This is a genomic window from Marinobacter sp. S6332 (genome assembly GCF_023016045.1).
Lineage (GTDB): Bacteria > Pseudomonadota > Gammaproteobacteria > Pseudomonadales > Oleiphilaceae > Marinobacter.
Genome location: NZ_JALKAP010000001.1, coordinates 28,570 through 48,687, shown reverse-complemented (window position 1 = coordinate 48,687; position 20,118 = coordinate 28,570). Strand labels below are relative to the sequence as shown.

Genomic DNA, 20,118 nt, shown 5'->3' with positions numbered 1-20,118 from the left:
GACCCAAAGACCAAATGGGCCTTCGGATGGAAAAGTCACAGTCACTGCAAGTCGATAACACACTGATCGAACTATTACGAAAGCAAGCAGGCACCCCTTTCTCTACTACCGATATTCGGGATCTCTACGTCCTTCAAATTCCCGAAGGGCAGCGACCGGGTCGCAACCAACTACGCAAGCATGTTTATAGAGAGCTTCTGCGGCTTGAATTGGCCAAGATGATTGAGCGGCATGGCGGATCCACAGGCCGTGGGTGCAAGTTTATCTTCTGTCCAGAACATTCAAGTGTTGAGATCGAGGCCAGGCCCTCGCCGTTCGAAACCAGTGACCCTCATGTTGAGTCACCGATGGATGTTAAGACACAGCGAGCACTGCAAGAAGAGCTCTCTCAAAGGCGAATCGAGCTTGTCGCCAGCATTGGTGAAGCGGAAGAATACCAACGACTTTATAACAAATACCCAGCGCTTCGAGGGGCCGTGAAGGAGCAATATCTGGAGTCCAGAGAGAAGAGCACGAAACTCCTGGGTCAACTGCGCGCTGTCGAGTCCGTGATCACGAAAGTTGGCTTTCCCTCATGATGCAGTTGCGCGCGTGGCAGAGTGAGTGTATTGCTCAGGCTCTGAAATCTTTTAAACGCCAGTCCCACTTTCTATGTCATGCGACACCCGCGGCCGGGAAAACTGTCATGGTTGCGTCTGTCGCTAAGGCCCTTTTTGAACGGGGCAACATCGATTTTGTCGTATGTTTTTCACCTTCGCGAGCAGTAGCACAAAGTGTCGCCACAACTTTTAGTCAAATTCTGGGAAAAAGCTTTAACGGGCAGATTGGTGCTGCGGGTGGGTCATACACATATCAGTCAATGAACACGTTACCCAAGGAGCTTTGGCGTGTATTGCGCGACCATCGCGTACTCGTGGTATTGGACGAAATTCATCATTGTTCCGGGGCTGGCTCGGATGATTTCCTCGTTGGCAACAGTTGGGGGAGAACCATTTTAGATAGAATTCAGGGGAGAGCATCCTACACAATTGCACTATCTGGAACGCCATGGAGAACAGACGACACTCCTATCGCTCTGGCACGATATACCCAACCCGATGGCGAGCTGTATTGTGATTATGAATACGGCTTGCGTCGGGCGATCTCAGATGGGGTATGCCGGGAACCTAGAATTGTGCTTACCGATAACCGCGAGATTCACTTGAGTTCGTCGGAGCGCGGCGTTCAAACCTACTCCAGTATCCGCGATACCATTAAGCATGGTCACATTTCTTATCCTGAGTTTCTTTTCCGAGATGAGGTAATCGACCATACGCTTTCAGAAGCATCAAAAAAACTATCAGAGATCCGACAGCACATCCCCAATGCGGGTGGTTTAGTTGTCGCAGCGACAGTCGCGCATGCCGAGCATATTGCGTCCAGACTCGCTGGCCTGGGTGAACGGTCTGTCGTTGTAAGTTGTCGAGCACCAAACGCACACCAAACAATCGAGAATTTCAGGGCATCCAAGGATCGCTGGATCATCTCAGTGGGGATGATTACTGAAGGAACAGACATCCCGAGACTGCAAGTATGCTGTCACCTCAGCAGAATCAGGACAGAACTTCATTTTCGGCAGGTTCTCGGAAGAATCCTTCGGCGCCAAGCCGGAGAGCCGTCCCACATAGGTGGCTGGCTTTACGTCCTTGCAGAACAAAATCTAACTGAATTCGCCCACAGAATTGGTGACGACCTTCCGGAACAAACAGTGGTTTCACTCTCACCAAAACCGCTAAAACACAACTTCGATGGCCTCAACGAACGGATTAACCTCACCCATAACACCGATACTTCGCAGAGTGACATTAAGCTCGATATCGGCGGCACATGGGGTGCTGACAAAGGTATCGCCCCACCTAGCGAATCGACGGCCCTCACAATCAGCAATCATTATTGGAACGAGATATTATCTTTATTCGAGGGTCAGGTGGTGTGACCCTTTACTCAGTATATTTTGGGCAAAACACTTAACCTGCTCAGGAGTTTCTAGGCCAGTACGGTCTGAACTCACTGCCGGCAAGGATGCCAGGCGAGCGCGACACCTGCATAGTGGTGTGACTGCCAGGGAGAGGCCTGGCTTCGTCGCCTGTAACACAACTAGACAATCCCGCCCTTCTCAAGTAACCATGTTCGCAACCTTTCGAGCCCGCCCGTTGGAAGCACCAATGCTGTTCGATGTGGTGCTTATCCGGGGACGTAAAGGATATCGAAGGTAAACCCATTACAGAGAGAAAACGCTATAACCTGGACGAGCTAATAGCTCAATGTGACACGAATACTCCGGCGTCCGAAGCATTTCAGGAATGGGAGCAGGCACCAATGATTGGTGCTGAGCAAGCCATCACCCGTTACGCTCTCGATGTCATCGCTCAGGCGATCCGGGTTTGGGAGTCACGGGAGCAAGCATTGGAGTGGCTTCAAGGCAGGGTTTCAGCACTCGATGATGAACGCCCTTGCGACCTGCTAGGCACGCAAGAAGGCTGTCGCCGGATATGCTCGGCGCTTAGTAAAATTGAGCATGGAGATTTCAGTTGAGAGCAGTCTCGCACTATTCCTGATCTTTAAGGGGCTGGTCACGATCTTCCATAAAGTCCTCACTAACGCCTTCCTCAGAATAAAAGAATTCATCCCAAACCGGATCAGTTGGTCGATCATAGCGTTTTACAGAGCCTTTAAGACGCTCCAGAGGCATTAACTCCTGCGGCAGCGGCTGGGCTATCTCATCCGCATGAGCCGTATGGGCATCTAGCCCGTCCAGCAACTCTGTCTCGGTCAGATGATTTTTGCTCATAGTGATGCACCCCATAGTTACCAAAATCAACCCTAAATGACGACGCTGATCGTGATTCAAGCTGACCCAGATCGAATCTGGCGCACCAGTTCAATCAGTTTCTCGGTGCTTGGCTCATCAAGAATATGCGAACGAATCGAATTTCCGTTGAGCCCCCACAAATGTATAGGCTTCTTGAACCACTCGTCGGCCAATTCTTGGTGGCCAGCTGGCGTCAGACAGACCAAAGCTTTATGCAGCCCCAAAAGGAGGCCCATACGCTCGATCACCGATTCAGCAAACTCGGGACTTTGGTCATCGGTGCTTTGAACTGCTGCTCGCCAATTCTTCAGTGTCGTCTCTGTCACTCCGAGAAGACTTGCCAGTTCGCTATCAGCAAGGTGCCAACGTTCGGCTTGATTAACAAGCCACAGTAGGCCGGCTTTGCCATGGTTGTTGGTGATGTTCGTCGATGGATTCATTGCTACTCCGGTCCATTATCCGAGCCTTCCTAACTTATAGCACTCTTTGAGAGAGCCTTGGCGGACAGTAGTCGGCATTCGCAGCTGCTGACAGCAACTAGAGAAAAGTCATTTTAGGCTTACCCGCTTTTGGCGGCAATCTGCTAGAAAAGACTTATACCAAGACGACTCATGCAGTGCTGGCTTCAGGCCGTAGAGCTTCATGATCCGAACGAACCTCGCCACATAGCCGCATTGGCCAGCGGGGGGCAGCCACTCATCCGGCCCTTTTGCGCCTTTGCTTCCTATAACAATATAAACTATCCCAAATGATCGTGTGAGTGAGTGAATAAGCACTTTTAGGTTTAGTAAGCATACCAATCTAAAATCCTAAAAGTTAGCTGAAAGAAACCATGGCGTGACTTCTGTTCATGTAGTAGCACGCAAAAAAATCACCCCACGTTTTCAAAGCGGACCTTTCTGGACGTTCAGTTAAGCTCAAGCTCTTAAACAAAAGCGGACATTCAAGTTAGCCTCCGCTCAGGGCCGACGAGCAAATCACTTATGCTTCATACAGCCTAATTGATGGAGCAAATCACGGACGCCAGACGATCACATGGAAAGGAAGCTGGGTGCAGGTCAGGGGTTTCAGCTAGCTTTGGGATGCCTGAACCAGTCTAAACTGTGGGGCCGATCTAATCTCAGCGTTCGTTCTTTAATCGAAACCAAAGGGCATAAAGCGCCGGCACAAACAATAGCGTGATCAGAGTGCCGACCGCCACGCCACCGATAAGGACATAAGCCAGCGGCCCCCAGAACAGGTCAAAGGTCAGAGGTACAAACGCCAGAACGGCCGCCAGGGCGGTGAGTACCACGGGGCGGGCACGTTGGACTGCCGCTTCGACAACGGCTTCCCGGGCAGCCATTCCTGCTTTGAAGTTGTCCTGCACCTGCTGCGTCAGAATCATGGTATTTCGCATCAGGATGCCGCCCAGGCCAATCAGCCCCAGCAGCGCGGTAAAGCCAAAGGGTTGATTAAACAGCAGCAAAGCCAGCACAGCCCCAATCAGCCCCAGTGGCGCGGTGGCAAGAACAGTCAATGTGCCGATAAAGGAACGCATCTGAAGCATGATAAAGATCAGCATCAACGCCAACATCACCGGTTGTAATGTCTGGATTGAAGCATTGGCTTTGGCTGATTGTTCCACCGTACCGCCGATTTCAATACGGTAACCCTCCGACAACTGTTCGCGCAGGCCCGTCATCGCACTCCATATCTCCTTGGTGACATCCGGTGGCTGGGCACCTTCTACATCGGCCTGAACGGCCAGGAAGGGGTCACGGTTGTAACGCTTTATGACGGGGTCCTCGTAACGAACCTGCCACTTGCCCAGTTGCTGTACGGAAAGTTTGCGGCCGTCGCGGGTTTTGATCTCAAGATCTTCCGGCATGATCACTTCGCCACGTGCATTACGCGCCACCAGTTGAACGCTCCTTATGCCCTGGCGCAGTTCGGTGACGGCCACTCCGCGGAGTTGGAACTGCAGTTGCCGGGCAACCTCTGCCGGAGTCAGGCCCATCCAACCCAGATTTTCCGGATCCATATCAAGATAGAGAGTGGGCACACGCTCATCCCATTCGAGATGCGGCATGACGATGTTCGGATGCCCGGTCATGAGAGTGCGGATCTGGTGCGCGATCTCTCTGAGTTGATCGGATTCCGGACCCAGCACACGAAAACTGACCGGCCAGACCACCGGGGGACCGTACAGCAAACGCGTCACCCGCACTCGTGCCTCCGGAAATTCACCCGCCGCGATTCTGGTTTCCAGCGCCGAGATGATGCGATCGCGCCCTTTAACGTCCTGCCCAATGGCAATCAACTTGGCAAATGCCGGGTCCGGCTGCTCGGGGTTGGCCGATACGAAGAATCGGGGCGCACCGGCACCGATGTAAGCGGAAAGGCTTTTCACCTCCGGCATGTCCATCAGAATCGCTTCCAGGCGTCTGACACTTTGATCCGTGGTGGCAATAGCGCTCCCCTGCGGAGCGTAGACACTGATCAGAACTTCGGGGCGATCAGAACTGGGAAAAAATTGCTTCTGCACCTGGGTTGCCATCCCGAAAGCACTGATCGCCAGCAAACCCACTGTGATAAAAACGACGGTTTTCCGGTACTGAACACACGCTGTGATCACCCCACGCAACCGCTGATAAAACGCGCTTTGGTAAAGGTCCTGGCCCATATGCCCGGTGTAATCGGGCAAGAGCTTGACGCCCAAATAAGGCGTAAAAGTTACCGCCACCACCCAGGAAATCAACAACGAAAAAGCCAGCACCCAGAAGATGTTGCCGGTGTATTCTCCCACTCCGGACTGGGCAAATCCGATGGGGACAAATCCGGCCACCGTCACCAGCGTACCGAACAGCATGGGCGCGGCGGTTACGCTCCAGGCATGACTGGCTGCCCGTACCCGGTCCCAGCCGCTCTCCATCTTCACGATCATCATTTCAATGGCGATGATCGCATCGTCCACTAACAGACCCAGTGCGATAATCAACGCACCCAGGGTGATGCGGTCCAGGTTTATGCCCGCCATTTTCATCAACAAGAAAGTCAGGCCGAGGGTCACAGGAATCGCAATGCCCACCACCAAACCCGCGCGCAGACCGATCGCCAGTATGCTAACCCCCATCACCACGACCAACGCAACCAGAAACTTGACCTGAAAAAGATCAACCGCCTGAGTGATGGCTTCCGCCTGATCGGTCAGGGTCTGTATTGACATTCCCAGCGGCAGCCTGCCCTGTTCGGTACTGACAAACTCGCGCAGCCGCGCGCCAAATTCCAGGCCATTTTCACCCGCACGCATGACCACACCCAGGAGGATCGCATCCTCACCGTTGGAGCGGACGATGTAGCTCAAAGGATCTTCATACCCTAAACGCACCTCGGCCAGATCAGATACGGTAATAAGCTGGTCGCCGATACGGAGAGGTACTGAGGTGAGGCGCTCAAGGTCAGACAGGTCGATGTTGCTGCGGACATAAACCCGCGGGCCGGCAAGATCAACAAAGCCAAGAGGCTGAAGACGGTTGTTGGCCTCTATCGCCTGCAACACCTCTTCTGCCGACAAACCGAGGTTGTTGAGCCGGTCCTGATCAAATTCGAGATACACCCGCTCAGGACGCTCCGCCAGGAGCTGTGCTTTTTGCAAGCCGGGCAGCCGTTGCAGGCGATCCCGTATCGATTCTGCCTCGCGGGTCAGTTCACGCATTGGCATCCCGGGTGCCGTCAGCGCCAGCAGGGAGAAATACACATCCGCGAAATCATCGTTGACGATGGGGCCGATCACACCCTGGGGGAGGTTGGGTCGCTCATCGAGCATGCGCTTGCGGACTTGATAGAAGAGGTCCGACACTTTTTCACTCGGAGTAGAATCCAGGAATCGGATAACCATGGCGGCCTGCCCGGGCCGAATGGTTGTCTCAATATTATCGAAATACACCACCTCCTGGATTCGCTTTTCCAAACGATCCACGACCTGGTTCTGCAGCACCTCGGGGGTTGCCCCTGGCCAGACGACAGAAACCACCATCGCCCGGACGGTGAACGCAGGGTCTTCCGCCCGACCCAGGGACGAGAACGCGTAGAAACCGGCAACAACGGACAGCAAAAGAAAAAAGAGGGTGACCGAACGCTCGCGCACTGCCAGCGCGGAAAGATTCGGTAAGCTCATTGAACCAGCTCCCGCACTGCCATGCCAGGCGTGAGCAGGTGTGTCCCCAACGCGACGATGGGCGTTCCCGCCTTGATGTCGACCTTGATCTTCGCATACTCCTCACCCAGATCGATCACCTCGACCGCCAGGGGCGTTACCGTGCCGTCGGAAACCAACCAGATCTGCGGCGTTTGCCCTCTCTCATCCAGGGCACCCAGCGGTACGCGATGGCTGGGGGCGGTTTGCTTCTGCGCTAACCGCACACTCACCACCGACCCCAGGGTTAAAGACGAGGGGTAGGGCCCCTCCAGGCTGTATCGGGCACGCCAGCTCCGGCTTGCGGGGTCGGCAGCCCCGGCAATCTCTCTCAAGCTCACAGCAAGCTGTTCGCCATTGGGTAAAGGGACATAACCGCGCATGGACGGGTTACTGCCCTCTGGTAAAAAAACCTCGACTTCCAGCGATTGATCTTCGGCCAGAACGGCAAGGGTTTGTCCGACACCCACAACCTGGCCAGGTTCAACGATGACCTCAGTGACCACGCCTGCATGGGCGGCTTTCAGTTCCGCATACCCCAGGGCATTCTGAGCCTGCTGATTGCGTGCAGAAGCGGTTTGCACCTGGCTGCGCGCCTCACGCTCTGCCAACTCAAGGCGTTGCAGGGTTTGTTCGCTGACAAACTGATGCGCCACAAGTTGCTGCTGGCGCTGGAGTTCATTGGTGGCAATTGCCAGGGCCGCTTTTGCACGCTTAAGATCCACGGCGGCGACCCCTGCGGCTGCCACCAGGTCCCGTGTATCGAGCTTGAACAGTAAGTCGCCTTTTTCCACGCGCTGACCGGCATCGATATAACGATGCTGAATCCGACCGGCGATCTGAAAGGCCTGAGGAACTTCGTGGCGGCCTCGCAGGGTTCCTGAAAATCTCTGCGCTGTTGGGCCGGCGTCCTTTAGTTCAACTGTTTTTACCCAGGGGATAGGGGCGCGGGCATCTGGGGGCGGTTCCGAAGACTGCTGACAACCAGACAGCATGAGCAGCGAGATAAACAGGGTCAGCATACAGCGCATGGCAGGTGTCCCGATTGGCAAAATCCAGATTTGAGTATCAGCTCTCACGGTAGCCGGACAAAACAAGTTGCAGGATGGCATCGCGAACGGTTTCCCTCCGCTCCATAGGCAGAAAATGAGTCGCCTCGCCGAGGACATTTACGTCAGCCTCAGGCAGCAGGATCTGCAGGCGTTTTCGCGCGGCCGGCGAGAAGGTTGACCCGCGTTCCGCCGCCAGCACGATAACCGGGCACCGCAACTGACGAATACCGGGCCAGGGGTTGTGTTCGGTATGGGCAAAAGTGGTGCTCTCCCACTCCGGCGCACACGCCAACTGAACTTGATCTTCCTGCGGTTCGAAGGCGTGCTGGATATAGGCTTCCAGCCATGCTTCGGGCCAGGTCTTGAAGCCACCGCGGCCCCGATAGTTGTCCAACGCAGCAGCGTGCGAGTCGAATACCGGGCGCCGACGTGCGGCTCCGGCGGCCAGTGACAACCGATGTGACTGGCGTAGCAGCTTGGCCAGCCACAACCTCAGGCCCTGCCCCGGATCCATGATTACGGGTTCCGCCAGAATCAGGCCCAGCACTTTGTCTGGCCGTCGGGCAGCGGCCATGATGCTGGTGGTGGCCCCAATGGAGTGGCCGGCAAGCCAGACCGGCTCATCCAGGCTATCCAGCAGAGCGGTCATGTCGCGATAGTAGGTTTCCCAGCCCCGGAATGTCGAAAAGTTCGCCGCACCGGCGCTGGCCCCGTGCCCCCGCATGTCCCAGGCCAGGACATTGACGTCCGTGGCAAGCTCATCAAGGAGGGGGCGGTACAGGCGGCCATGGAAACCCGTTGCATGCGCCCAGTGCAACGTGGGGCGCGCTTTGGATTGCGGCCAGCGCCACAGGGCGATCTCCGCGCCATCCGGCGCCTGGAATTGGTCGCGTTCAGGGTTGTTGTGCTTATTGTCCATGAAGATCTGCTTCTTTGGCCGCCATTGTCGGGAGCAACAACTGAACCTGACCGCTGGCGATCGGCTTGCGCTTATCGCCCTGCCAGCAGGTCACCCGGACCAGGCTGCTCCGCCTGCCTTGCCGGACAATTTCGGCGCTGGCGAACGTCGATCGGGCCTGCGCGGAGCGGAGGTAGTTAATGTGGCTGTCGAGAATGCGTGGGCAACGTTTGTCTGTATCCTGGCGTTGCGCAGCGACCCGCGCGGTAAGCTCCATCAGGGCGCCAAGCACGCCGCCATGGAGAGCAGGTAGCATAAAGTTGCCAATCAGCGCTTCACGACACGGCATATGAACCACTAGACCTACATCGTCGCGTTGAACCTCAAGACCAAGGTGCCGTGCGTAGGGAGTGCGCTCCAGCAGGGCCTGCCAGTCGGAACATTCTTTCCCGCTTTCTTGCCCGCTTTCGGAAGGGCCTGAGATGGGTTGTGCCGAATCGCCAGTCGTACTCATGCGCCCTCCTTTTTTCGTCCACCGGCCTGAAATTGCTGGCCCTGGGTGTTGCGCATGAAGGTGGCGCTTGCCGTCGCTAACAGCTCACTGTCACTCTCGCTGAGGATGTCGCAATGGATGAACGCGACCTCGTCCGTTAAATGACGACAGGTGGCCACCGCTACCAGGGCACGGTCGCCGCTGGCAGGCCGCAGATAATCCATGCGCAGATCCAGCGTGGCAATGGGCATCAGCTCCAGGGCCCCCGCAAATACCGCCAGGCCTCCGGCGGAGTCTGCCAGTGAGTAGAGCACGCTGGTGCAGATTTCTTTTGTATCCTCTTCGGCGAACATCCATGGCTGTGGGGTCAGGCGCATACAGACCTGGCCCTTATCGACAGAGACAACCTGCATACCCAGATCCCTGCCGTGGGGAACCTGTTCGGTGAACTGCCACGCCGTCGTCACAGCGTCACTGTGCTGAGCTCTGTTCGACTCCGTCATCAGATCTGCCCACCCCGGTTTGCATTTCGCGCAGGGGTGGAAGTGGGGGGAAACAGCTGATTTTGATAGGTCATTGCCATGTCAGTTTCTTCCGAATAACATTGTTGCTGGATTTTGGTTGGTTAACCAACCAAATGTCAAGAATCTGTTGTGGCAAATGGCACGCCACCCGTGCGATGGCGCACCACCAATGCAATGAGTCAGGTGGTTGCCGCTCTGATGAACAAATAGCTGGCTTGCTGAGGAGATGTTTAAGCCATGGTTAACAGACAGATGACTCCTGCAAGCAAACTGGGCGACCAGGGCGACGTTTTGTCTAACGCAGCCCGGCTTTTTCGTGAGAAAGGCTTTGAAAGGACGTCGCTCAAGGAGATTGCCGAGGCCTGCAATATGCTGCCCGGAAGTCTGTATTATCGTTACAACAGCAAGGAAGCGCTGCTTGTCGAGCTGATGCGCCGGGGGGTGGACCTGGTTACCGCAGAGGTCGAGTCGGCTTACGCCAGTTCGGATGACCCGGTTGAACGGTTGCGTCTTTGTATCAACGCGCATCTGCGAGCCCTGTTGGTCGATTCGGACGCGGTTTACGTGCTGCTGTTTGAATGGCGAGCGCTGGGCCCGGAGGCCCGCGAGGAAATCATCGAACTGCGTGACCAGTACGAGTCCTTGTGGGCCGATATCCTCGAAACGATGATTGCACAGGGCGTGATCCGGAAGAATGTTGACGGCCGTTTGCTCCGCCTGATCGGCCTTGGGGCGCTCAACTGGGTTGCAACCTGGTTCGACCCGAACGGGGCTCATTCACTCGACGCCATTGGCGACTTGATCTGGCAGATCGCGATGGACGGTGTGATCAATAAAGGGGGGCAGGCATAGGTTCTGGCTTCACAAACGCAAGCAAGTAGCCTCTGTTTATGATCGCTAATCATGCGGATGCACGGTTTGTCATCTGACATTTTGCCTGAACTGCTCAGGCGACTGGTCAAACCAGCGCTTGAAGGCGCGTCTGAAATTGGCAATGTCGTGATAGTTCATCAACGCGGAAATGGCCTCGATTGACAGTTGGCTTTCACGCAAATAGGTCGCTGCCTGCTGGGACAGAATCTCGTCGCGAACTTTCCGAAAACCGCTGCGTTCCTGCTTGAGTTTGCGTGCCAGAGTGCGTTTGCTCATGAACAACGAGGCCGCTGCTTCGTCTTCACTGAGCGTTCCGGGCGGTCGGGACAACATCATCATCTTCAGCTGGGTCTGATAGCTCGGTTGATCCGACTGAAGTTGCACAAGCATCGATTCACACTGTTGCAAGGCCAGACGATAGTTTTCGTGATTGGCGGACGCATTCGGTTCCCGACACAATGACATCGGCAACGTAAGTTTTACCTGATCGCAATCATAGTGAATCTGCCCGGATAAAAAATCGGCATACATTGCCTTATACTTTGGTTCAGGATGAGCGAAGTATATTTCAGCCTCATGCAAAGGGCGACCAATTATAAATTCGCCAAATTCAAAAAGGGCCTTAATCATCGCATCCGACAGGCACTGCTGTATGTCATCGTCCAGCGACTCCTGATAGTCCAGAATACACTCCAGGCGCTCGTTGACTTGCTGCAAATGCAGGTGGATGAAGCTAGCACGCGTGGGCAGAAAAGTATGAATCGCCTGCAGCGCAGTGAGAAAGTCGGGGCTGCTGTAAGCAACGAACCCCATTGCTCCATGGGTTGCCGGTGTCAGTCGCTTGCCGAGCCGCAACCCGAATTCCGGCAGGCCGGACAAGTCCAGTGCGTTGCGCAGAATCCGCATCTGCTGAGCTGCGGTAAGCAGGCTTTCCTCACTCAATAATTGCGCCACACCAAGCCCGGTGCCGAGCAGCAGACGTGGCAGTTGTTTGGCTGTTAAATCAAGCTCACGCGCAATTAGCCGTGAGTAATTCGATGGAATACCTGGACCGGTTTTTTGCAAATCACCCGCCTTCTGCGTCGTCATCATTGATCATCTCCGTCCTGAACGACCACTATTTTGTCTTTAAATGACTCTATGTTGTCAAGAAATGACCTGACAGAAGTATCGCCAGACAGCCAATATCTATCGGTGAATACTACGGGCAGGAGAACAACAATGGGTAAGATTACTTTTATAGAACATGATCAAACTAAACATGTCGCTGAGTTCAAAACTGGTTCCTCGGTAATGCAAATCGCCGTTGACAATCTGATCCCCGGTATTGACGGGGACTGCGGGGGGGAATGTGCCTGTGGCACCTGCCACGTCATCGTCTCGGACGATTGGTTCAGAAAGACAGGTACGCCTGGTGGTGAGGAAGAGCAAATGCTGTCAATGACCCCGGAGCGGGAGAGCACTTCGCGCCTGGGCTGCCAGGTGGTCATTACTGATGAAATGGACGGCATGACCGTGCATTTACCCGAGTTCCAGATGTGAACATAGGAGGACGCATGCCAACACTGTCTAAAACATTTGACGACATTCAATCCCGAGTGATCAATGCTACCTCCAGGGTGGTACCGATGCACAGGCAGATCCAGGGGCTGAAACTGTTAATGAGCGCCAAGAAGAAGGCCTTCGGCCCACGCCGGCCGGTGCCCGAATTTGTTGAATCAGTCATCCCGGACGTTAACACGCTGGCCCTTGAGGACATCGATGTCAGCAATCCATTTTTGTATCGGCAGGATCAGTGGCGCGCCTATTTCAAACGGTTGCGCGATGAGGCTCCGGCGCATTACCAGAAGAACAGCCCCTTCGGCCCCTTTTGGTCGGTGACTCGCTTTGAGGACATCATGTTCGTAGACAAGAGTCACGACCTGTTTTCCGCCGAGCCGCAAATCATATTAGGCGACCCTCCAGAGGGGCTGTCGGTGGAAATGTTCATAGCCATGGATCCGCCAAAACACGATGTGCAGCGCAGCTCGGTTCAAGGCGTGGTGGCACCGAAGAACCTGAAGGAAATGGAGGAGCTGATCCGATCGCGTACCGGCGATGTGCTTGACAGCCTGCCTCTGGGCCAGCCCTTCAACTGGGTGCCCACTGTATCGAAGGAACTCACCGGTCGCATGCTCGCAACCCTTCTGGATTTTCCTTACGAGGAACGTCACAAGCTGGTTGAGTGGTCGGATCGGATGGCCGGGGCAGCATCGGCAACCGGCGGCGAGTATGCCGAAGAAGAGATCATGTTTGACGACGCGGCTGACATGGCCTGGTCCTTCTCCAGGCTCTGGAGGGATAAGGAAGCGCGCCGCGCGGCGGGCGAAGAGCCCGGTTTCGATTTGATCAGCCTGCTACAGAGCAACGACGACACCAAAGATCTGATCAATCGCCCGATGGAGTTTATCGGCAATCTGACGCTGCTTATCGTTGGCGGCAATGATACCACTCGCAACTCAATGAGTGGTGGCCTGGTGGCCATGAACGAATTCCCAAAGGAGTTCGAAAAACTGAAGGCAAAACCGGAACTGATTCCGAACATGGTGTCGGAAATCATCCGCTGGCAAACGCCGCTGGCCTATATGCGCCGAGTCGCCAAGCAAGATGTTGAGCTGGGCGGCCAGACCATCAAAAAGGGCGATCGCGTTGTGATGTGGTACGCCTCGGGCAACCGTGACGAGCGCAAGTTCGAGGACCCCGATCACTTCATTATCGATCGCAAGGACGCACGAAACCATATGTCATTTGGCTACGGTGTTCACCGTTGCATGGGCAACCGCCTGGCCGAATTGCAACTGCGTATCCTATGGGAAGAGATTCTCAAACGCTTTGACAAGATCGAAGTCGTCGGCGAGCCGGAGCGCGTGCAGTCCAACTTCGTGCGGGGCTATTCGGAGCTGATGGTCCAGCTGACACCAAAAAGTTAATGAACAGGCTAACCAGGATGACGACCGAACAATTTGACTATGTCGTGGTTGGCGCGGGCTCGGCCGGATGTGCTGTCGCCAGCCGCCTGTCGGAGAGCGGTCGCCATTCTGTGCTGCTGCTTGAAGCCGGTCCGGAGAGCCGCCGCAACCCTTTCGTGAACATGCCGCTGGGTTTCCTGCAGCTAATGTTCAGCCGCCGCTACAACTGGCAGTTCAATACCGAACCGCAGCGTCACATGCACGACCGGGCGCTTTTTCAGCCGCGGGGCAAGATGCTTGGCGGTTCCAGCGGCATGAACGCGCAGGTCTATATTCGCGGGCATGCCCGGGACTACGACGAGTGGGCACGGCTGGGGTGCAAAGGGTGGTCATACGCCGAGGTGTTGCCCTACTTCCGCCGATCGGAACATTTCGAGCCCAAACTTACGCCGAATGAGGCAGAATTTCATGGTCAGGGTGGTCCGCTGAACGTTGCCGAGCGCCGCTATACCAATCCGCTGAGCACGGCGTTTGTCGAGGCGGCGACCCAGGCAAAGTACCGGCTCAATACAGATTTCAACGGCAGTGAGCAGGAGGGCGTGGGCTTCTACTACGCCTACCAGAAAGACGGCACACGCTGTAGCAACGCGCGGGCCTATCTCGAACCCGCCACGGCGCGTTCCAACCTGACGGTTTGCAGCGGCGCGTATGTCACCCGGGTGCTACTCGAAGACACCCGCGCCACCGGTGTCGAATACCGCGATACAAAGGGGCTGACGCAGGTCCGTGCCGGGCGCGAAGTTGTGCTCTGCGGCGGCGCGTTCAACTCGCCGCAACTGCTGATGCTGTCCGGGATCGGTCCGCGGGAGGAACTGTCCCGGCATGGCATAGAACTGCGCCATGCGTTGGGGGGCGTCGGGCAGAATCTTCAGGATCATATCGACGTGTTCGTGCGCGTCAGCGCCCGCAGCCGCCAAAGCATCTCGATGCATCCGAGTTACTGGCTCAAGGGGCTGTGGGGCGCTCTGACGTATCTGAGCGGCCGGCGGGGCGTGCTGTCGAGCAACGGCGCCGAGGCCGGCGGGTTCATCCGCTCCCGGCCCGAGGAGCCGGTACCCGACCTGCAGCTGCACTTCGCGCCAATGCTGTACGACGATCACGGGCGAGACCTGAAGACCGCGATGAGCGGTTATGGCTACGCGGTGATGATCTACGGGCTCAGGCCGTCGTCGCGCGGGCGCGTCGGTCTGCACAGTGCCGACCCGTTTGCCGCGCCGCTGATCGACCCCAACTACATGGCCGAGTCCGCCGATGTCGAGCGACTGGTGCGCGGTGTCCACCTGGTGCGCAAGATCCTGGCGCAGGCGGCGTTTGCCCCGCACCACGAGGTTGAGGTCTTGCCCGGGCCGGCGCTGCAGAATGACGACGATCTCGCCGCATGGGTACGGCGCAGCGGTGAATCAGCGTACCACCCGGTTGGCACCTGCAAGATGGGTGTTGATCCGATGGCGGTGGTCGATCCGCGCCTGCGCGTGCATGGCCTGCAATGCCTGCGGGTGGTCGATGCCTCCATCATGCCGACGCTGGTCGGCGGAAACACCAATCAGCCGGCAACCATGATCGGCGAGAAAGGTGCCGCGATGATACTTGAGGATGCCGGGGAGATGGTCGGCTGAGCTCCGCGCGCGCGGGCGTCACAGGGCTCAGTTGGCATCTGGACTTCTGATCAATCTGATTCCAAAGAACAGTAGAAAGAGACAGGCTATGGCAAACCAACAGAAAGAGACGACAGTCATCGTTGGCGGCGGGCACGCAGCAGGTGCGCTCCTGACAACCTTGCTGCAAAAGAAATATCAACATGAAGTGGTCCTGGTGGGCGAAGAGCCACATCCACCCTATCAGCGGCCGCCCCTGTCCAAGAACTACCTGGCAGGCGAGGTGGATCAGGAGTCGCTGTACCTCAAGCCGCGCTCGGTGTACGAGAACGCCGGCCATCAGTTGCGGCTCGGTGTACGTGCCGAACAAATTGATCGGGACAACAAGACCATCAGTTTGTCGGACCAGAGCACATTGAAATACGATCGACTGGTCCTGGCCACGGGGTCACACGTTCGACGCCTGAACGCACCCGGGGCTGACTTGAAGGGCATTCATTACCTACATGACATAGCTGACTCGGATGCCCTGCGTGAACAACTGGTTCCGGGGAAACGCTTGGTCATCGTGGGTGGTGGTTACATTGGCCTTGAAGTGGCATCCAGCGCTACCAAAAAAGGCGTTGATGTCACGGTACTGGAAGCGGCCGAGCGTCTTATGCAGCGTGTAACAGGCCCGGAAATGTCGGAGTTTTTTTACACCAAACACAGTAACGCTGGCGTGGATCTACGCCTGAACACGGCGGTAACCGGTTTCGAAGCTAGCGATCAGGGGCATGTGGCTGGCGTGACATTGGCGAGCGGCGGCACTGTACCGGCCGACATAGTGCTCGTTTCAGTGGGTGTGGCGCCAGAAACCGCCCTGGCTGAGGCCGCCGGCCTGCCCTGTGATGACGGCATTATTGTTGACGAGTTTACCCGCACAGAAGATCCAGCCATCCTGGCGATCGGCGACTGTACCCGCCACCGGAATCTTTTCTTCGAGAAGATGCAGCGCCTTGAATCTGTCGCCAACGCGGTTGATCAGGCCCGGACAGTGGCGGCAACCCTGATGGGCGAGAAGAAACCCTATAATAGCGCTCCATGGTTCTGGTCGAACCAGTATGACGTGCGTCTGCAGATGGTGGGGTTGTCGCAATATCATGATCAGCGTGTGCTGCGCGGAAGCCCGGAAGACAAGGGATTTGCGGTGTTTTATCTCCGCGACGGCTGTGTCATTGCTGTTGATGCGGTTAACCTGCCCATCGCTTTTATGGTCGGCAAGACCCTCGTTCAACAACGCAGGCAGGTCAATCCTGAAATGTTGAAGGATCCGGATATTGAACTGAAGTCCTTGGTGAGCGGTCAGTCCATAAATTGAAATTGACGACCGAGTAGAGCTGTGCCCTTAGTTTGCCCAAAATTGCGAAAGCAATGCACAACTCATACGGCCTATGGATATCATATCCTACGACCGACAGCTTTCAGTGAGCGCAAAGAATGCGTGAGCCACAACCGGCGGAATTTCCCGTAGCCAGACACATTACTGTTGCTCTGGTAAACCGAGAGCACCATAGCGGTGAAATAATTCTCTATATATCCCACTAATAACCTCACCTTGCAATTACCGACGAAAATATGAACTTGATTTTATCCACAAAGATAAAGCGAAGTCTCTATCGGCCATTATGGGTAGAGGTTCCGATCACTCAATCCTTCATAAGCAACATCGCCCATTCGGTGTCGACCTCTTGTTTTGGTTCATCTGAGCATATGCTTTTTCATGCGGATGGGTGGTGGCAGCCAAGACAGGGCTTTTCAGACTGCAAGCTTCAAGCGGTGTGTAAATCAAACACAGTAAGATTCCGGCTTATTGATGGTGGACATCAAGAACCGATAGTTACGAGCGGTATTAATGTTAAGACACTTGCTCGATTAAATGAAACTTGCGGGACTACTGAAAAGGTTTTCTATAGTAAGGACGTGCCGGTCCTGATGGCTATATACTACTCGACTAAACGATACGAGACCTTTAAATGATGTATAAGGCTGGGGCTATATACCTAAGGAAGATCTGAATAACCGCTGGTTTTTGCCCCTTTTCCGCAATCTTGGCGGAAAAGGGGCGCATTGGTCTTACGCTGCAGGTTTTTTATCAATCAGCAGGTTGCTGAAAGCGACCAGCAAATGCAGACGGTTGGTATACTTGGCATTTAAAAGCGATATGCGACTCCGATGCTCACGATAGTGGGGTCCACTTCCACTTCTGCCTGAACAGGGGCCGGGCCCAGGTTACCGGTGATATCCGCCTTGAAGGGTGCATATCTAACGTCAAAATTTGCCGACCAGTTATTGTGTATCTTCCAGCGAAAACCAGCCTGAACCGCAGGGGCCCATGTATCTTCGACGTCGAAGTCGGTTAGTGCGCGATCCTTTTCATCTAAAAAGAGAATCCGTCCTACACCCGCTCCAAAGTACGGAGAGAAGTTGCTACCCGTCAAGACATGATACTGAAGCGAAAGAATTACCGGACCATAATCTGTTTGACCAAGAAAAAGACCGGAGAGAGACTCTTCGCCCTGGAGGTCCGCACTAGCGGGAATGCCGCCAAAAATGTTGAATGCCAGCTGATTACTCAGAAAATACGACACGTCGAATGATATGGTCGTATCGTTGTTAATAGACAGGTTGGAATTTGGAACGGGGGCACCCCCCGCAGAGGCTGATCGCAAATCTTCATCGGTTAGAACTCTAGTGGCATTCAGCCCAACCACCCAGTCGCCTCTACTGTAAACCGGCTCAGATTGAGCGTTGGCCAGGCTCGCAGCAAGTGAAAGTAAAAGGAACGCCACTAACGAGACTTTACTAATTATTTTAGGTTTCATTTTTTTATTATCCTTTTTGGTATTAAAACAAATTGGCTTTAGGTAAAACTGCAATTTTTCGTAACACAAATGTCACTCATTGATGCTAGCTTGCCGGTTTACTGACTAATACTTCCCCATACTCAGAACGCAGCTTGTTTTTTAATACTTTCCCAGTGGCATTGCGTGGCAATCCTTCCACAAAGATCGCGCGATCCGGGATCTGCCACTTGGCGACTTTCCCCTGATAATGAGCAAGAAGTTCCTCCTCAGTAATATTTGCGTCGGGTATTTTTACTGCCAACAGGATCGGTCGTTCGTCCCATTTATCATGGGAGGCCGCCACTACGGCAGCTTCATTGATGGCAGAATGGCCCATTGCGATTCCCTCCAATTCGACTGTAGATATCCATTCACCACCAGATTTAATAATATCTTTTGAGCGGTCACGTATTGTCATAAATCCATCATCATTGATCGAAGCAACATCACCTGTCTCGAACCAACCGTCTTCCTCAAGAGTCTGATTTGGTTCAACACCGAAGTAATCGGCTACCACCCAATGACCACGGATGCGGAGATTTCCCTGAGCAATGCCATCTTCGGGCAGTTGATGACCGTCTTCTCCTACAATTTTGAGCTGCACCCCGTAGGGAGGCCGTCCCTGGCTTTCACGGATTTTGTTTCTTCCTTCCTCCGAAAGAGTATTGTGTTTCGACAGCAGTGCGTTGACGGTCCCGATCGGTGATGTTTCTGTCATTCCCCATGCATGGACAACTTCTACGCCATACTTACCACGAAACTCCGACATCATTGAGGGCGGACAAGCGCTACCCCCTATCACCGTCCGTTTAAGCGACTGTGCCGAGGAGCCAAGCTCGTCCAAAGCCGAGAGAAGTCCCTGCCAAATCGTAGGCACACCCAGCGCAATCGTTACGCTTTCTGAATCGATCAGCTTGACCAAACTTTGCCCATCCAGGCCAGGACCAGGCAACACCAGTTTGGCTCCAACCATCGCCGTAATGTAGGGTACCCCCCACGCATTTACGTGAAACATAGGAACAACCGGCATCACCACGTCCCGTGCCGATAAATTCAGTGCGTCGGGTTGAGCAGCTACCAGCGCGTGCAGAACGGTGGAGCGGTGTGAATAGAGCACCCCTTTGGGATTTCCGGTGGTGCCCGATGTATAGCAGAGGCTTGAGGCCTGGTTTTCGGCGATTTCAGGCCAATTCGCGTTAGGCGTTCCTCGCTGGAGAAACTCTTCATAAAACAACAAGCCTGGAAATTGCGCTGCAATTTCTTCGTCCGGTTCGGACATCAATACAAATTTCTCAACCGTCTCCAGTCGGTCTCGGATATTTGAAACAATGGTAAGGAACGTTTTGTCAAAGAATATGACTTTGTCTTGAGCATTGTTGATAACGTAAACGAGTTGTTCTGGAAACAGTCGCGGGTTAATGGTGTGACACACCATCCCGCCACCAGAGATGCCAAGGTAACATTCCAGGTGCCCCACGTTATTCCAACAAATGGTCGCGCACCGATCCCCCTGGACATAGCCTGCCGTTCGAAGCGCTGACGCAAGTTGTCGCGACCGCTCCGAAACAGTTGCCCAGTCAGATCGACTGGGATTTCCATCCGTTCCTATCGACACAATCTCAGCGTCTCCATGGTAGCGAGCAGCATGGTCGATCAAGGAATTCACGGTGAGCTCCATGTTCATCATTTGGCCAAGCACGTTTATCTCCTGTCGTTTTTGTAGTTGGTTGACGCGAGTATCTGGCGTCATTAAGGTCCAATG

The 20,118-nt window shown here is 54.9% G+C and carries 19 protein-coding genes; 8 read left to right on the top strand and 11 right to left on the bottom strand.

Annotated elements, in window-relative coordinates; genetic code table 11:
• Positions 1 to 26: 26 nt before the first annotated feature.
• From MWU62_RS00230 to MWU62_RS00220, 3 genes are all read left to right on the top strand, one after another.
• Positions 27 to 578, top strand: a complete 552-nt coding sequence (locus MWU62_RS00230; protein ID WP_247112869.1) for a hypothetical protein — start codon at positions 27 to 29, stop codon at positions 576 to 578.
• Positions 575 to 1,975, top strand: coding sequence for a DEAD/DEAH box helicase family protein (locus MWU62_RS00225; protein ID WP_247112868.1), 1,401 nt, complete (start codon positions 575 to 577; stop codon positions 1,973 to 1,975). Before MWU62_RS00230 ends, MWU62_RS00225 begins: the two co-directional genes overlap by 4 nt.
• Positions 1,976 to 2,214: 239 nt before the next feature.
• Positions 2,215 to 2,574, top strand: a complete 360-nt coding sequence (locus MWU62_RS00220; RefSeq protein ID WP_247112867.1) for an antitoxin Xre/MbcA/ParS toxin-binding domain-containing protein — start codon at positions 2,215 to 2,217, stop codon at positions 2,572 to 2,574.
• A 13-nt stretch (positions 2,575 to 2,587) separates the two neighbouring features.
• Here the strand turns inward: MWU62_RS00220 and MWU62_RS00215 are convergent, their stop codons facing one another.
• From MWU62_RS00215 to MWU62_RS00180, 8 genes are all read right to left on the bottom strand, one after another.
• A complete protein-coding gene (locus MWU62_RS00215; protein WP_247112866.1) occupies positions 2,588 to 2,830 on the bottom strand; it encodes a hypothetical protein in 243 nt (80 codons plus the stop codon).
• A 56-nt stretch (positions 2,831 to 2,886) separates the two neighbouring features.
• Complete coding sequence (locus MWU62_RS00210; protein ID WP_247112865.1) at positions 2,887 to 3,291, bottom strand: hypothetical protein; 405 nt, start codon at positions 3,289 to 3,291, stop codon at positions 2,887 to 2,889.
• Between the two features lie 108 nt (positions 3,292 to 3,399).
• Positions 3,400 to 3,651, bottom strand: a complete 252-nt coding sequence (locus MWU62_RS00205; RefSeq protein ID WP_247112864.1) for a hypothetical protein — start codon at positions 3,649 to 3,651, stop codon at positions 3,400 to 3,402.
• Positions 3,652 to 3,971: 320 nt separating this feature from the next.
• Positions 3,972 to 7,010: an efflux RND transporter permease subunit gene (locus MWU62_RS00200; protein WP_072678648.1), complete on the bottom strand. Its 3,039-nt coding sequence runs from the start codon at positions 7,008 to 7,010 to the stop codon at positions 3,972 to 3,974.
• The gene (locus tag MWU62_RS00195; RefSeq protein WP_072678647.1) at positions 7,007 to 8,059 is read right to left on the bottom strand and encodes an efflux RND transporter periplasmic adaptor subunit; all 1,053 of its coding nucleotides are present in this window, start codon (positions 8,057 to 8,059) and stop codon (positions 7,007 to 7,009) included. Before MWU62_RS00195 ends, MWU62_RS00200 begins: the two co-directional genes overlap by 4 nt.
• 37 nt (positions 8,060 to 8,096) lie before the next feature.
• The gene (locus MWU62_RS00190) at positions 8,097 to 8,999 is read right to left on the bottom strand and encodes an alpha/beta hydrolase (RefSeq protein ID WP_091642674.1); all 903 of its coding nucleotides are present in this window, start codon (positions 8,997 to 8,999) and stop codon (positions 8,097 to 8,099) included.
• Complete coding sequence (locus MWU62_RS00185) at positions 8,989 to 9,492, bottom strand: PaaI family thioesterase (RefSeq protein WP_091642677.1); 504 nt, start codon at positions 9,490 to 9,492, stop codon at positions 8,989 to 8,991. Before MWU62_RS00185 ends, MWU62_RS00190 begins: the two co-directional genes overlap by 11 nt.
• The gene (locus tag MWU62_RS00180) at positions 9,489 to 9,974 is read right to left on the bottom strand and encodes a PaaI family thioesterase (RefSeq protein ID WP_091642679.1); all 486 of its coding nucleotides are present in this window, start codon (positions 9,972 to 9,974) and stop codon (positions 9,489 to 9,491) included. Before MWU62_RS00180 ends, MWU62_RS00185 begins: the two co-directional genes overlap by 4 nt.
• Before the next feature lie 258 nt (positions 9,975 to 10,232).
• Between MWU62_RS00180 and MWU62_RS00175 the strand changes: the two genes are divergently transcribed.
• Positions 10,233 to 10,847 carry a TetR/AcrR family transcriptional regulator gene (locus MWU62_RS00175; RefSeq protein WP_091642682.1) on the top strand — a complete coding sequence of 205 codons (615 nt, stop codon included), beginning with the start codon at positions 10,233 to 10,235 and terminating at the stop codon, positions 10,845 to 10,847.
• Positions 10,848 to 10,916: 69 nt separating this feature from the next.
• On the opposite strand, the gene MWU62_RS00170 is transcribed toward MWU62_RS00175, so the two are convergent.
• Positions 10,917 to 11,960 (bottom strand): AraC family transcriptional regulator, encoded by a 1,044-nt coding sequence (locus tag MWU62_RS00170; RefSeq protein WP_091642684.1) that lies wholly within the window; start codon positions 11,958 to 11,960, stop codon positions 10,917 to 10,919.
• Positions 11,961 to 12,089: 129 nt separating this feature from the next.
• On the opposite strand from MWU62_RS00170, the gene MWU62_RS00165 reads away from it, so the two are divergent.
• The 4 genes from MWU62_RS00165 to MWU62_RS00150 all read left to right on the top strand — a co-directional run bounded on the left by MWU62_RS00165 (position 12,090) and on the right by MWU62_RS00150 (position 16,831).
• Positions 12,090 to 12,410: a 2Fe-2S iron-sulfur cluster-binding protein gene (locus tag MWU62_RS00165; RefSeq protein ID WP_091642688.1), complete on the top strand. Its 321-nt coding sequence runs from the start codon at positions 12,090 to 12,092 to the stop codon at positions 12,408 to 12,410.
• Positions 12,411 to 12,424: 14 nt separating this feature from the next.
• Positions 12,425 to 13,837, top strand: coding sequence for a cytochrome P450 (locus MWU62_RS00160; protein ID WP_091642690.1), 1,413 nt, complete (start codon positions 12,425 to 12,427; stop codon positions 13,835 to 13,837).
• Between the two features lie 17 nt (positions 13,838 to 13,854).
• Complete coding sequence (locus MWU62_RS00155; RefSeq protein ID WP_227663913.1) at positions 13,855 to 15,492, top strand: choline dehydrogenase; 1,638 nt, start codon at positions 13,855 to 13,857, stop codon at positions 15,490 to 15,492.
• A gap of 88 nt (positions 15,493 to 15,580) precedes the next feature.
• Positions 15,581 to 16,831: an FAD-dependent oxidoreductase gene (locus tag MWU62_RS00150; protein WP_091642696.1), complete on the top strand. Its 1,251-nt coding sequence runs from the start codon at positions 15,581 to 15,583 to the stop codon at positions 16,829 to 16,831.
• An 832-nt stretch (positions 16,832 to 17,663) separates the two neighbouring features.
• Here the strand turns inward: MWU62_RS00150 and MWU62_RS00145 are convergent.
• Together MWU62_RS00145 and MWU62_RS00140 are read right to left on the bottom strand one after the other, a co-directional pair.
• On the bottom strand, positions 17,664 to 18,335 hold the full coding sequence (locus tag MWU62_RS00145) for an OmpW family outer membrane protein (RefSeq protein ID WP_091642699.1): 672 nt from the start codon (positions 18,333 to 18,335) through the stop codon (positions 17,664 to 17,666).
• A gap of 85 nt (positions 18,336 to 18,420) precedes the next feature.
• On the bottom strand, positions 18,421 to 20,106 hold the full coding sequence (locus MWU62_RS00140; RefSeq protein ID WP_227714495.1) for a long-chain-fatty-acid--CoA ligase: 1,686 nt from the start codon (positions 20,104 to 20,106) through the stop codon (positions 18,421 to 18,423).
• Positions 20,107 to 20,118: the final 12 nt, after the last annotated feature.

Coding starts and splice junctions, on each gene's coding strand:
- MWU62_RS00215 (WP_247112866.1), bottom strand. CDS start 2,830: ATGAGCAAAAATCATCTGACCGAGACAGAGTTGCTGGACGGGCTAGAT.
- MWU62_RS00210 (WP_247112865.1), bottom strand. CDS start 3,291: ATGAATCCATCGACGAACATCACCAACAACCATGGCAAAGCCGGCCTA.
- MWU62_RS00185 (WP_091642677.1), bottom strand. CDS start 9,492: ATGAGTACGACTGGCGATTCGGCACAACCCATCTCAGGCCCTTCCGAA.
- MWU62_RS00150 (WP_091642696.1), top strand. CDS start 15,581: ATGGCAAACCAACAGAAAGAGACGACAGTCATCGTTGGCGGCGGGCAC.
- MWU62_RS00165 (WP_091642688.1), top strand. CDS start 12,090: ATGGGTAAGATTACTTTTATAGAACATGATCAAACTAAACATGTCGCT.
- MWU62_RS00180 (WP_091642679.1), bottom strand. CDS start 9,974: ATGACGGAGTCGAACAGAGCTCAGCACAGTGACGCTGTGACGACGGCG.
- MWU62_RS00200 (WP_072678648.1), bottom strand. CDS start 7,010: ATGAGCTTACCGAATCTTTCCGCGCTGGCAGTGCGCGAGCGTTCGGTC.
- MWU62_RS00190 (WP_091642674.1), bottom strand. CDS start 8,999: ATGGACAATAAGCACAACAACCCTGAACGCGACCAATTCCAGGCGCCG.
- MWU62_RS00155 (WP_227663913.1), top strand. CDS start 13,855: ATGACGACCGAACAATTTGACTATGTCGTGGTTGGCGCGGGCTCGGCC.
- MWU62_RS00225 (WP_247112868.1), top strand. CDS start 575: ATGATGCAGTTGCGCGCGTGGCAGAGTGAGTGTATTGCTCAGGCTCTG.
- MWU62_RS00195 (WP_072678647.1), bottom strand. CDS start 8,059: ATGCGCTGTATGCTGACCCTGTTTATCTCGCTGCTCATGCTGTCTGGT.
- MWU62_RS00140 (WP_227714495.1), bottom strand. CDS start 20,106: ATGACGCCAGATACTCGCGTCAACCAACTACAAAAACGACAGGAGATA.
- MWU62_RS00145 (WP_091642699.1), bottom strand. CDS start 18,335: ATGAAACCTAAAATAATTAGTAAAGTCTCGTTAGTGGCGTTCCTTTTA.
- MWU62_RS00220 (WP_247112867.1), top strand. CDS start 2,215: ATGTGGTGCTTATCCGGGGACGTAAAGGATATCGAAGGTAAACCCATT.
- MWU62_RS00170 (WP_091642684.1), bottom strand. CDS start 11,960: ATGATGACGACGCAGAAGGCGGGTGATTTGCAAAAAACCGGTCCAGGT.
- MWU62_RS00160 (WP_091642690.1), top strand. CDS start 12,425: ATGCCAACACTGTCTAAAACATTTGACGACATTCAATCCCGAGTGATC.
- MWU62_RS00230 (WP_247112869.1), top strand. CDS start 27: ATGGAAAAGTCACAGTCACTGCAAGTCGATAACACACTGATCGAACTA.
- MWU62_RS00175 (WP_091642682.1), top strand. CDS start 10,233: ATGGTTAACAGACAGATGACTCCTGCAAGCAAACTGGGCGACCAGGGC.